We start from the raw sequence: 12,173 nt of genomic DNA on the forward strand, positions 1-12,173 counted from the left end.
CCGCTACTGTTGGTGGTGCAGTCGCAGCGGACCGTTGCGTCCGTTGTCGGCTGCGCCACCTCAGAGCGACGGATACCGGAGTCATGGTCTACACCGTGGGGGCGCGAGCTATCTGCGCCGAGCTGGAGAACTGAGAACCACTCAGTCCTCGTTCTCGGCCCGGCTCGGCGTGTGATCACCCCCCACCTCTCCGCGACTCTTCCGTGAGGGCCCTACCGCCATGCGCTCGACGCAGATCCGCTCCACCTTCCTGGACTTCTTCACCTCACGCGGCCACCGCCACGTCCCGTCCAGCCCGCTCATCCCCTCCGACCCGACCCTGCTACTGGCCAACGCCGGCATGAACCAGTTCAAGCCCTACTTCCTGGGCGAGGTCACCCCGGAGTACCCCCGCGCCACCACCATCCAGAAGTGCGCCCGCACCTCCGACATCGACAACGTCGGCCGCACCAACCGGCACGCCACGTTCTTCGAGATGATGGGCAACTTCTCCTTCGGCGACTACTTCAAGGCCGACGCCATCGCCTACGCCTGGGAACTCCTTACCCAGGGCTACAACCTGGAGAAGGACCGCCTCTGGATCACCGTCCACCAGGACGACGACGAGGCCGAACAGCTCTGGCGCAAGATCGGCGTTCCGGCCGAGCGCATCCAGCGCCTCGGCGCGGACAACTTCTGGGACATGGGCGTCCCCGGCCCCTGCGGCCCCTCCTCCGAGCTCAACTACGACCGGGGGCCGGCCTTCGGGCGTGAGGGTGGCCCGGCCGTCGACGGCGAACGGTACGTCGAGATCTGGAACCTCGTCTTCATGCAGTCCATGCGCGGCGAGGACGACGACAACGGCACCTTTCCGATCCTCGGCGACCTCGCCCAGCAGAGCATCGACACCGGCCTCGGCCTCGACCGCCTCGCCGCGATCCTCCAGGACGTGGAGAACGTCTGCAGCACCGACCTCCTCCTGCCCACCCTGACCACCGTCCAGGAACTCGCCGGCCGTGACTACCCGGGCAGCGGTCCCGGTGGCGAGGAGAAGATCTCCTTCCAGGTGGTCTCCGAGCACGCCCGCTCCATCGCCTACCTCATCGCGGACGGAGTCCTGCCCGCCAAGGACGGCCGCGGCTACGTCCTGCGCCGCCTGATGCGCCGTGCCATCCGGCACGCCCGCATGCTCGGCATCGACCAGCTCGTCCTCGCCCCGGCCACCGCCAGCGTCATCGCCAACCTCGGCGACGTCTGGCCCGAACTCACCAGCCAGGCCAGCCTGATCGAGCAGGTCGTCACCGCCGAGGAGGAGTCCTTCACCCGCACCCTCACCCAGGGCACCCGGCTCCTCAACGCCGCCATCACCCGCAGCCGCGAGGGCCGCTCCACCACCCTCACCGGAGACACCGCCTTCGAACTGCACGACACCTACGGCTTCCCCGTCGAGCTGACCATCGAGGCCGCCCGCGACGCCGGGCTGAGCGTCGACGCGGACCGCTTCACCGCCCTGCTCGCCGAACAGCAGAAGCGCGCCAAGGCCGGCGGCAAGGCCAAGACCGCCGAGGCCCTGCGCCGGCAGGACGCCTACCGCGAACTGTCCTCCCGCCACGGCCGCACCGACTTCACCGGCTACGACCGCCTCGACACCGAAGCCACCATCCTCGGCCTCATCTCCGACGGCACCGTCGTGCCCGGCGCCGACCAGGGCAGCACGCTCGAACTCGTCCTGGACCGCAGCCCGTTCTACGCCGAGTCCGGCGGCCAGGTCGGCGACACCGGCACCATCCGTACCATCGGCGGCGCGCTCCTGGAGGTCCTGGACACCAGGCTCGGCCTGGAGGGCTTCCACGTCCACACCGTCCGCATCCGCGAAGGCGAGATCCGCAGCGGCGAGCAGGCCGAAGCCCTCGTCGACGGCCCGCGCCGCGACGCCGTCGCCCGCTCCCACTCCGCCACCCACGTCCTGCACGCCATGCTCCGCCGCACCCTCGGCGACCACGCCCGCCAGCACGGCTCCCTCGTCGACGCCGGCCGCCTGCGCTTCGACTTCGCCCACTTCTCCGCCGTCGACCCCGCCCAGCTCGCCGCCATCCAGGCTCTCGTCAACGACCATCTCCTCGACGACCCCGAAGTCCGCATCTGGCACGCCACCCGCTCCGAAGCCGAGGCCGCCGGAGCCACCGCCCTGTTCGGCGAGAAGTACGGCGACCACGTCCGTATCGTCGACATCGGCGACTTCTCCCGCGAACTCTGCGGCGGCACCCACGTCCCCCACGGCGCGAACGCCGGCCCCGTCCGCATCCTCGGCGAAGCCTCCATCGGCTCCAACCTCCGCCGCATCGAAGCCCTCACCGGCCGCGACGCCCTCACCTACCACGACACCGAACGCCGCCTCCTCGAAGAACTCTCCACCCTCCTCGGCACCCGCCCCCAGGACGCCCCCGACACCCTTCGCAAGCGCCTCGACGCCCTCACCACAGCCCAGCAGGAACTCGCCCGCCTTCGCGACGCCGAGCTCCGCACCCGTGCCCAGCAGCTCGCCGCCATCGCCCGCACCGTCCCCGGCGGCCGGATCGTCGCCGAGAAGGTCACCGGTCTCGGTCCCGACGAACTCCGCACGCTTGCCACCAACATCGCCGACCTCATGGGTGACGACCACGCCGTTGTCATCCTCGGCACCGACGGCGGCGGCAAGGCCCTCCTTGCCGCCGCCGTCACCCGCAACCTCCACGCCGCCGGAACCCACGCCAGCCAGATTCTCATTCCGGCTGCCCGTACGGTCGGTGGCGGAGCCGGAGGCAAGGGCCCCGTCGCCAGCGCCGGTGGACGCCACACCGGAGCGCTCGACGAGGCGCTCGCCATCGCTGCCCGGGATGCTGCCCGAGTGCTCGGCCAGTAACTCAGAGCCGTCGCGTGGGCGGCAGATCTCCTTTCGACCCGGAGGAGCACCGGCCGCCCACTTCACCTCTCGCGCTCGACTGCCGCGAGGTCTTTCAGCAGGATCACGCTCTGGTAGTTGGTGACATCCCACCGCCACCTCCCGACCGGCACGTACCCCCGTCGGCGGTACCAGCCGACCAGCTCGACGGCCTCGGCGGACGTATCGATGACAGCCACTGTGGACCCGAGCGCAACGACGCGCTCTTCCGCCAGCGCCAGCAGACGCTGCCCAAGCCCCGTTCCGCGGTACGCAGGATCCACTGCCAGTTGCCAAAACGAGCCGGCTCCCGCTGGTACCGGATATCCGGCAGGCATCGTGCACGGGGCCGCCACCGCCACCGATCCCACGAGCTTCGTGCCTCTGCATGCAACCCAGCACTCGCCCGCACCCAGCCGATGGGCTGTGTCCTGCACGGACTGGTAGGACGCGAAGAAGACCCTGCCGGCAGCCGCGTGATCAGCGTAGGCGCGATGGAGGAGGGCGGTCAGCTCTTCCACGGAGTCACCGGCAGCAAAGCGTCTCACCGTGAAACCCCTGGCCAGTGGGCCTGTCATACGTTCCATTGCTCACCGCCTCTCGTGGCCGACCAGCCTTCGGTCGCGCGGCCCTCGCACTCCTCCATCGTGGAACAAGAAGTACAAAGGGGGCCGCCGCTGTCCCACTGATCCGAAGGGGCTCTGGCAGGTCATGGCTGCTTGCTCAATCTGCGCCGCGTGCTGCCCGGCTGCGCGGCCAGGCCCGGGGCGGGCACCCGCCGGGAGGCGGGTGGGGGGTGGATGGTGGGGAACGGTGGGGGAGCTGTTCGACGGAGCGGATGATGCGCGGGTGTTCACAGCTGGTGGCGAAAGCGCCGCTGCCCGGGGCCACCGTAGTGGTCCCGGGCAGCCGCGTTCTGTGTGCGGGGTCAGGCCGTCGGCGTGGGTTTGCGGGCGACGGCGATGGCGAGGGCGGCGCAGAGGAGGGCGGCGAGGCCCGTGAAGCCGCTGACGGAGGGCAGGAGGCCGTAGTGCTGGACGAGGGCGCCGAGGGCGATGATGGGGCCGGAGCTGCCGAGGTAGACGATGACCCACAGGGAGCTCAGTTCGGAGCCTCGGCGTTCCGGGTCCATGGCGGCGACGGCGCTGGTGAACAGGGAGCGGAAGGCCACGCCCTGGGAGATGCCGCCGAGGACGCTGCCGATGAAGAGCAGCGCGGGGGTCTCGGTGTATCCGGCGACGACGACCAGGCCGAGGCCGGTGGCCAGGCCGGTCATGCCGAGGGCGGTCACGACGCGGTCCGAGGTCGGCGGGACGATCAGCTGGGTGGCTGCCGAGGAGCCGAGCAGGAGGGCGGCCACGATCGCGCCGACCAGTTTGGAGTCGGTGTGCAGCAGGTCGGCCGCGAAGGCCGGGGCCAGACTGAGGTAGACGCCGAAGACCGCGTAGGAGATGAATCCGGCCGCGGCGGCGAGGAGGAACTCCCGGCGGCCGGTGCGCGGCAGGCGCAGGCGCTGCGGGCGCAGGTGGGCCGGGGTGGTGATCCGGGGCGGGGAGGCCGGCGGCCGGCTGCGGCCGGGCATCCGCGGGTGGACCAGGGCCAGCGGCACGCAGAGCGCGAGCAGGGCGACGGCGTGCAGCAGGAACGGGGTGAGGAGTGGGTCCGAGCCGCCGGCCAGCAGGGCGCCGACGATCGGGCCGAGTGCGACGCCGCCCGCCGAGCAGGCCAGGGTGATCTTGGCGGCGAGTGTCGGGCGGTCGGGCAGCAGGTCGCCGAGGGCGGCCCCGGCGGCGCCGGTGGACAGGCCGACGGCGACGCCCTGGACGGCGCGGCCGGCGGCGAGCTGCCAGAAGCTGCCGGAGGTGGCGAACACGGCGTCGCCGACGGCGGACAGTGCGACGGCGGGCAGGATCAGGGCGCGTCGGCCGAGGTGGTCGGACCAGTGGCCGACCACGGCGAGCACCGGGACGAGCGCGAACACGTAGATCGCGAAGAGGACGGTGGTGTCGAGCGCGGTGAGGTGCAGCTGCTGCTGGAGGAGCGAGTAGATCGGTGTGGCGAGGTTGGCGCCGATCAGCATGAGCAGCAGGGCGGCGGCCACCAGGCCGACGCGGACGCCGCGCAGCGCGTTCCAGCGGCTGATCGCGGCGAGTCGGAGCTGGGCGCGCGGCGCGAGCTCCAGGGGAAGCAGGGCCTCCGACAGTCGGCGTCCGTCGAGCTGCGCGGTGCGCAGGCCGGAGCCGGCGGGGGAGAGGTCCGCCATGGCAGGGGTCTCCTGTGGCCGGGCACCACCGGGGTCGGCGGGGTGTGCCGGCGCGCCCGTCCGGAGGCGCTGTGGTGGTGGCCGCGGGTGAGGGCTCCCTGGTGGGGCGAGGTGAACTGAAGAGGGCCCCTCCGGCCCGGGGTCGGGTGGAGGGCGTGGGCTTCGTTGCCCCGGTGGCACGCGCGGGGTGTGCGCGGTACCAGACCGAAGGATAAGGGGTGGGCGCACGCCCACGGCGCGCGCCCCTGGGTGCGCCCGGAACAGCCGGGCGTCGGGGGTGCCCGACCTATACGCTGAGGTGGTGGATCGGTACGCGGCGCTGTTGGGCTGACCGCTGGCTGAGGGAGAGCGCACAACGATGGCCGGACGACGGCGCAAGACCACCGGGGCTTCGGCTGGTGAGGGCACGGCCGAGGCGGTGCTGCCCGCGGACCTGGAGCTCCAGGACCTCTACGGGGCGTTCGCCGCGCACGGGCTGGACGACGAGGACCTGGACGACGCGGCGGTGCTCGTCCCGCCGGTGAAGCTGCCTGCCGAGCGCGAGCTCGCCGAGCAGGCGAAGGCCGTCCCGATGTTCGGGTTCGCCCTGGCGCTGGCCCGCTGGGCCGCCCCGCACCTGGCGGTGGACGAGTTCGGCGACCTGGTCGAGGCGGACCGGGCCCCCGCGGCCCGGCTGCTGGGCCTGGCCCCGGCCGAGGGCGAGGTGCCCGAGGAGGCCGAGGTCGAGGCGCTGCGGGCCTGGTCGCTGGCCTGCGACCTGGACCTGGTGGAGCTCGGCACGACCGCGGAGGGCGAGCACGTCGCCGTCCCGGGCCCGGACCTGGAGCCCGCCGAGCAGGGAGACCCGGAGACCGTCCTGGAGCTGTGGCTGACCGCCGCCGGGATCGTCCGGGAGCTGGCCGTCGAGGCGGACTCCGTCCCGGAGGAGGCCGAGGGGGAGCCCGCCGCCGGAGGGGAGGCCGAGGGGGCCGAGGAGGACGAGGACGGGCTCACCGAGGTCGAGGAGGCCCGGGACGAGGCCGCCGAGCTGCTGGACGAGGCCCTGCAGGTGCTCTACGAGACCACCGCCTTCGCCGAGCCCGGCAACGAGACTGTGCCGCTGGGCGTGCTGGCCGCGCTGCTGGTGGTCCCGGAGGGCGAGGAGCCGAGCGAGGAGCTGCTCGGCGACATCACGGACGTGATGGTCGCGCTGGACCCGATGCTGGGCGATCTCGCCGAGCTCGGCCTGCTGGAGTACCGCCCGATCGACCCCGAGCTGTTCGACGAGGAGGACGGCGAGGAGCCCGCCGTGGTCGGCGAGGAGCCGCTGGACGAGGAGGAGTCGGCCCGCTTCGGGCTGGTCCGGCTCACCCCGCTCGGCCAGTACGGCATCCGGCAGTGGCTGCTGGAGGACGGCTACGACGCACCGCTGGTCGGCGACCTGGCCAGGGGGGACGCGGCCGAGCTGCTGCGCGGCGTGTGCGAGTCGGCCAACGTGCTGCCGGAGGAGGAGCTGCGGGTGTGGACCGCCGACCGGGAGCCGGTGGCGGCGGCGCGCGAGCTGCTGGCCGCGGCGCGCGGCAGCGACGGCTACGGCCCGCTGCGCCGGATGCTCTGCGTCTCCGCGCTGAACCTGCTCGGGCCGGACGCCGGGCCCGCCGCTCGGGAGGTCATGGACGACCCGGAGCTGGGCGGCGCGGCGCGGGCCTGGCTGACGGCGCAGGGGGCGACGGACGTCCCCGTGCCGGACCGGGCGATGGCGCTGTGGACGGTGGTCGACACCTTCGCCGCCCAGCTGCTGGACAACGGCGGGGACGCCGAGCTGCTGCGCGAACTGATCACCGACCTGCCGGTGAACGGCGATCCGGCCGGGTGGTTCGGCGAGCTGTGGCGGGTCGACCACCCGTACACGGCGGACGTCCTGGAGGCGATCGGGGAGCTGCACCCGGACCGGGCGCTGGCCAAGGAGGCGCGCAAGGCGGCCTTCAAGGCGCGCTCCAAGGGCTGAGGGCGTGAGGGCGGCAACGCTTCAGGGCAGGTCCAGCGAGCCGTCCTCGGTGAAGGGGAAGAACGGGTTGTGGGCCAGCTCCCAGAGGTGGCCGTCCGGGTCCTCGAAGTAGCCGGAGTAGCCGCCCCAGTCGGTCGGGACCGGTGGCTTGACGACCACGGCGCCGGCCTCGACCGCCGTCCGCAGCGCGGCGTCCACCAGCGCGGGGGACTCCAGGTTCACCGCGAGGGTGACGCCGCGGAAGGAGGGCTCGCCGGCGGCGGGCACGCCCGCGTCGGCGGCCAGCTCCTCGGTGGGGAAGAGGCCGAGCGCCGAGTCGGCGGTGCGGAACCAGACGATCTCCGGGCTGGAGGCGGTGGAGCGCTTCCAGCCGAGCCCCTCGTAGAAGCGGGCACTGCGGTCGAGGTCGGTCACCCCGAGGGTGACGATGCTGATCCGGGCGGGGAAGGCGCCCTGCCCGGTGCGGTCCTGTGCTGCGTCGTTCTGTGCTGTCATGCCGCCAGGTTAGGGAGGGCGGCTGACAACCGGGCGTCCTGACACGGCCACCGCCCCCGTCCGGAGGCCGAGCTGATGACCCGGCAGCTGCGGGCACGTAAGGTGGCGTCAGCGGTGCGGGCGCGAGGACTCGGGGGTGCGGCACAGGATGATGCGGGAGAGCGGCGGCAGGCACCAGGAGTGGAACGCGGGGCCCTCGGGGCCCGCCCCGGTGCCGGAGCAGCCGGTCCGGGAGGACCGTGTTGCCGGTCGACTCGTGGACCGGGCACCGGACCGGGCGGCGGGCCGATCGCGGGAGCGGCCGGCGGACGGGTTCGCCGATCAGGAGGAGTTCTCCCGCCGGATCCTGGCGGCGGCGGACTTCCCGGTGTTCGGGGTGGTCGCCGGGGCGCCGGCGGACGAGGCGCGGGCCGGCCGGGCGCTGGCCGCCTTCGAGACCTCCGGCGGCGAGCTGCGCTGGGCCGAGGTCAGGTGCGGTGACTGGCGTTCGGCGGCCGGCCCGTACGTGACCGTGCGCACCTACCGGCCGGGGGCCGAGGAGGGCGAGCAGCTGCCCGAGCTGGAGGACCTGGTCGAGGACGAACGCGACCGCGTCTACGAGCAGTTGGGCGTCGACGAGGGCGACGGGCCGGGCCGGGTGCGGGCGTTGCGGGTGTGGATGACGGTGGACGGCGAGCCCTGCGCGGTGGAGGTGCACGAGGACCGGCCGGTGCCGGAGCCCGGCGCCCCGGCGGTGGGCGGGCCCGAGCCGGTGTGGGCCGGCCGGCTGCGGGTCGGCGGGCTGACCGTGACGGTGTGCGGGCGCGGGATGCCCCCCGGTGCGGTGGAGCTCGGCCCGATCGGCGACTTCGAGTGCTATCTGCGCGGCCGCACCGAGCTGTTGCGCGACCTGGCCGCCCGGCGGGCCCGTCACGTTCCGGTCGAGGAGCGCGAACTGCCGCCCGCGGTGGGGATGGAGGCGCACCGGGCGCTGATCGCGCAGACCGTCGCCGAGTCCGCCGCGATCGAGGCGCAGGTGCGCGTCGGGCGCACGCCGAGGCTGCCGCGCGGGCTGCGCGGGGAGGCCGGCGCGGTGCGCTGGGAGGCCGCGGTGCGCCAGCAGATGCGGCTGGCCACCGAGACCCGGCAGGAGGCCGTCGCGGCGGTGACCTCGATGGTGAACCACCTCAACCGGCTTTCGCAGCAGACGCATTGGCTGCTCGGCACGGCGGAGGGAGAGGCGGCCGTCGAGGAGGTCGTCCGGTACACGGTGTTCGCGAGCGAGGTGGCGAGCCTGCCGGCCCAGCGGGCCTGGGCGCAGCTGTGGCGGGAGCGGCCGGGCAACGGCGGGGCGGGGGTCTGGGAGGAGCAGCGGCTGGCCGAGCAGTTGTGGCTGTCGGCCTGGGAGCAGTGGCGGGCGGCGCGGAGCTGACGGGCCGCCGGTGCGGGTGGGGCCGGCCGGGGCGGCGGGTGCACGGGTAAAGCCGGGGTCATGTGAAGGTCATCGGTCGGCAAATGGCCGCCTGGGCGTGAGATGGACGTCATGCCGGGTTCACCCGTCCGGCGGAGCCTGCTGGGCGTCGGCATCCCGCACCGACGCCCCCGCTCATCCTCAGGAGTTGCTGCCATGTCGCTGTCCCGCCGGGACTTCGTCAACCGTTCCACCCTCGTCGGGGCCGGCGTGCTGATCGCCGGCAGCGCCGAGGCGCTGGCCAGCGCCCCGGGCGCGATCGCCGCTCCGGCCGGCGGCGAGGCCCCGGCCGCCGCGGCCACCGGGACCAACTCGGCCGCCGGCACCGCCGTCGGCTACGGTCCGCTGGTCCAGGACCCGGAAGGCCTGCTGTCCCTGCCGAAGGGCTTCTCGTACAAGGTCCTCAACCGGGCCGGCGTCACCAAGCTGCGCAGCGGCGAGTTCACCCCGAGCAACCACGACGGCACCTCCGCCTTCGAGGACGAGCGCGGCGGCAACCTGATGGTCGTCAACCACGAGCTGGCCGGCGCCCGCGCCAACTGGCCGCACCCGGTGCCGCTGATCGAGGGCCACGTCTACGACCCGGGCGCGGCCGGCGGCTGCACCATCGTGCACGCCAAGCGGGACGGCTCGGTCGAGCAGTGGGTCGGCATCGCCGGCACCGCCACCAACTGCGCCGGCGGCGTGACCCCGTGGGGCACCTGGCTGTCCGGCGAGGAGACCGAGGACAAGGCCGGCAAGAACGGCTTCACCAAGGACCACGGCTACGTCTTCGAGGTCGACCCGTTCGACGACGACTACAACCGGGACCCGCAGCCGGTCAAGGCCTTCGGCCGCTACGCCCACGAGGCCGTCGTGGTGGACCCGAAGAAGGGCCACGTCTACCTGACCGAGGACGCCTCCAACCCGAACGGCCTGCTGTTCCGCTGGACCCCGCCGGCCGGCTTCAAGCACGGCCGCTACAAGCTGCGCAAGCTCGCCGACGACGCCGGTGTGCTGGAGGCCTTCAAGGTCTTCGACGCCCAGGGCAAGTTCGTCGACGACCTCTCCCGCGCCACCAAGGTCGGCACCACCTACGGAGTGGACTGGGTCAAGGTCCAGGACCGCGACGCCAAGACCGTCTCGGTGCGCAAGCAGTTCAAGGACGGCGAGGTCACCCGCGCCCGCAAGCTGGAGGGCATGTGGTGGGGTGACGGCGGCTTCTACTTCGTCTCCAGCTTCGCCCGCTCGGAGAGCCCGGTCCAGCACGACGGCCAGGTCTGGTTCTACAACCCGAACCGCCGCACCATCACCCTGAAGGTCCTGCTGGGCGTCAACAGCGACGTCTGGGGCGACCACGACAACTTCGACGGCCCGGACAACATCACCGTCTCGCCGTACGGCGGCATCGTGATCTGCGAGGACGGCGACGGCGTCTCGCACCTGTTCGGCGCCACCGAGGACGGGCTGGTCTACCCGATCGCCCGCAACGAGCTGAACATCGGCACCGCCGAGAAGCCCGAGTTCAGCGAGTTCACCGGGGTGACCTTCTCGGACGACGGCAAGACCCTGTTCGCCAACATCCAGACCCCGGGCATCCAGCTGGCCATCAGCGGCCCGTGGCGCCGGCTGAACGAGCACAAGCGCGGTCAGGGCTACGGCAGCTGACGTCGCGTCAGGTGGAACGGCTGCCCGCGGACCACTCGTCCGCGGGCAGCCGCAGTTGCAGCATCGCCAGCAGCCGCTGCTGCGGCTGGGCGAGGTCGATGCCGGTCAACTGCTCGGCGCGGCGCACCCGGTAGCGCAGGGTGTTGGGGTGGATGTGCAGGGCGTCCGCGGCCACCCGGACCTCGCCGAGCGCGTCCAGCCAGGCCAGCACCGACTCGGCGAGCCGGGTGCCGTGCCGGCGGTCGTACCCGGTGAGCGCGGTCAGCCGCGGGTCGCGCAGGCCGGTGCGCTCCTGGAGCAGCGCGAGCATCTCGCTGACCAGCACCTCCGCCTGGACGTCGATCAGCGCCGCGACGTCGAGGTCCACTCCGCCGCGGCCCATCGCGTCCAGGATGCGGTCCGCCTGCGCGCGGGAGTCGGGCACCTGGGCCAGGCCGTCGACGGTCGAGCCGATCGCGGCGCGCAGTGGGACGCCCAGGTGCTCGCGGGCGGCCGTCACCACCTCGGAGGCCCAGTCGCGCACGGTGGTCATCGGCAGGCCGGGCGGCAGCTCGGGCAGCAGCACGTACACCCGGGACTCGATCGGGGCGAGCAGCGCGCCGCGGTGCCGGGCGGCGGTGTGCACCGAGATCAGGCCGGTGACGTCGGAGCGGTGCAGCGCGTCGGTGGTGTGCGCGCCGTAGGCGAGCACGGTGGCCGGGCGGCGCAGGTCCAGGCCGAGGTGGGTGGCGAGCGACTGGGGGCCGGTGGAGCCCTCCAGCAGGCCGGTGAGCAGGGTCCGGGTGAGCCGGACGTCGGCGGACAGCTCCCGGCGGCGGCGCACCAGCTGGGCGGCCGCGACCCGGGCCGCGCCGACCAGGGCCTGCTCGGCCAGCGGGGCCAGCGGCTGGGCGCCCTCCTGCACCCAGATGGTGCCGAGCGGCTGAGCCCCGGCCCGGATGCCGACCGCCAGGCGGCGGCGCAGGCCCAGCTCGGGGTGCGGCTCGACCGCGATCGGGGCGTCCGAGCTGCGCAGGTGCTGGAAGATGCCCCACTCGCGGAGCTTGGACAGGTACGGCTCCGGGCCCTGCCAGCCGAGGATGGACAGCCGGCGCAGGTCGTCGACCTCGTCGGAGTCGGAGGACCGGGAGTAGGCGAGCACCCGGCTGGAGGTGTCCTCGATCGAGACGATGCCGTTGGTGAGCACGGCGACGGTCTGGGCGAGGGAGAAGAGGTCGCCCGCGTTGGGCTCGGGGGCGCCGGGGGCGTCCGGGGCGTCGGGGCCGGCGATGATCGCCCGGGCCAGCGAGTCGAGGTGCTCCCAGCGGGTCTCCCGGCGCACCGAGAGCAGGGCGACGCCCGCGTCGGTGGCGGCCTCGCGCAGCGCGTCGGCCTGGCCGGGGCCGTCCAGCTTGACGGCGACGGCGGCGGCCGCGGCGCGTCCGGCCGCGCG

8 protein-coding genes are annotated in these 12,173 nt (G+C 73.4%); 4 read left to right on the forward strand and 4 right to left on the reverse strand.

Annotation, left to right across the window (positions count from 1 at the left end):
• The first annotated feature begins 220 nt into the window (after positions 1 to 220).
• Positions 221 to 2,881: an alanine--tRNA ligase gene (gene alaS, locus AB0E96_RS01675; RefSeq protein WP_359817237.1), complete on the forward strand. Its 2,661-nt coding sequence runs from the start codon at positions 221 to 223 to the stop codon at positions 2,879 to 2,881.
• A gap of 62 nt (positions 2,882 to 2,943) precedes the next feature.
• On the opposite strand, the gene AB0E96_RS01680 is transcribed toward alaS, so the two are convergent.
• A complete protein-coding gene (locus tag AB0E96_RS01680; RefSeq protein ID WP_359817239.1) occupies positions 2,944 to 3,420 on the reverse strand; it encodes a GNAT family N-acetyltransferase in 477 nt (158 codons plus the stop codon).
• Between the two features lie 407 nt (positions 3,421 to 3,827).
• Entirely contained in the window at positions 3,828 to 5,162 is a 1,335-nt protein-coding gene (locus AB0E96_RS01685; RefSeq protein ID WP_359817241.1) for an MFS transporter, read from the reverse strand.
• A 358-nt stretch (positions 5,163 to 5,520) separates the two neighbouring features.
• On the opposite strand from AB0E96_RS01685, the gene AB0E96_RS01690 reads away from it, so the two are divergent.
• Positions 5,521 to 7,149: a hypothetical protein gene (locus AB0E96_RS01690; protein ID WP_359817243.1), complete on the forward strand. Its 1,629-nt coding sequence runs from the start codon at positions 5,521 to 5,523 to the stop codon at positions 7,147 to 7,149.
• A 21-nt stretch (positions 7,150 to 7,170) separates the two neighbouring features.
• Here the strand turns inward: AB0E96_RS01690 and AB0E96_RS01695 are convergent, their stop codons facing one another.
• On the reverse strand, positions 7,171 to 7,644 hold the full coding sequence (locus tag AB0E96_RS01695) for a VOC family protein (RefSeq protein ID WP_359817244.1): 474 nt from the start codon (positions 7,642 to 7,644) through the stop codon (positions 7,171 to 7,173).
• Between the two features lie 136 nt (positions 7,645 to 7,780).
• Between AB0E96_RS01695 and AB0E96_RS01700 the strand changes: the two genes are divergently transcribed.
• On the forward strand, positions 7,781 to 9,055 hold the full coding sequence (locus AB0E96_RS01700) for a hypothetical protein (RefSeq protein ID WP_359817246.1): 1,275 nt from the start codon (positions 7,781 to 7,783) through the stop codon (positions 9,053 to 9,055).
• A 195-nt stretch (positions 9,056 to 9,250) separates the two neighbouring features.
• A complete protein-coding gene (locus tag AB0E96_RS01705; RefSeq protein WP_359817247.1) occupies positions 9,251 to 10,741 on the forward strand; it encodes an alkaline phosphatase PhoX in 1,491 nt (496 codons plus the stop codon).
• A 7-nt stretch (positions 10,742 to 10,748) separates the two neighbouring features.
• Here AB0E96_RS01705 and AB0E96_RS01710 read toward each other — a convergent pair.
• Positions 10,749 to 12,173 (reverse strand): helix-turn-helix domain-containing protein (locus AB0E96_RS01710; protein ID WP_359817248.1); only part of this gene is annotated, 1,425 nt, incomplete at its 5' end.

Source organism: Kitasatospora sp. NPDC036755 (assembly GCF_040636595.1).
Classification (GTDB): domain Bacteria; phylum Actinomycetota; class Actinomycetes; order Streptomycetales; family Streptomycetaceae; genus Kitasatospora.